The organism is Pseudoalteromonas sp. GW168-MNA-CIBAN-0100 (assembly GCF_040309225.1).
Taxonomy (GTDB): domain Bacteria; phylum Pseudomonadota; class Gammaproteobacteria; order Enterobacterales; family Alteromonadaceae; genus Pseudoalteromonas; species Pseudoalteromonas arctica.
Genome location: NZ_JBEOOL010000860.1, coordinates 1 through 250, shown reverse-complemented (window position 1 = coordinate 250; position 250 = coordinate 1). Strand labels below are relative to the sequence as shown.

Here is a 250-nt window from a genome sequence, read left to right as displayed (position 1 = left end):
ATCTACTTTAACGCTGGTGTTGGTGGTAGGGTCAATACTAAACTTATAAGCGCCGGCAACCGATGGGCTATCAAGCAGTGCAAAAATGATAATGTTAGTTTGTTCTGGCTGTGGTTTTACTAGCCAAAACTCTTTAAACACAGGAAACTCCTCACCAGACGCTTCAGCAGTATCAATTGCTAACCCTCGCGCCGATAGGCCATACACTTGATTAGGCCCAACAACTCTAAAATAAGAAGCACCTTGAAAC

General features: G+C 43.6%; 1 protein-coding gene. It reads right to left on the bottom strand.

The window, feature by feature from the left end; genetic code table 11:
- On the bottom strand, positions 1–250 hold a 250-nt coding region (locus AAEY62_RS23745), incomplete at both ends, for a glucan biosynthesis protein (protein WP_350636916.1).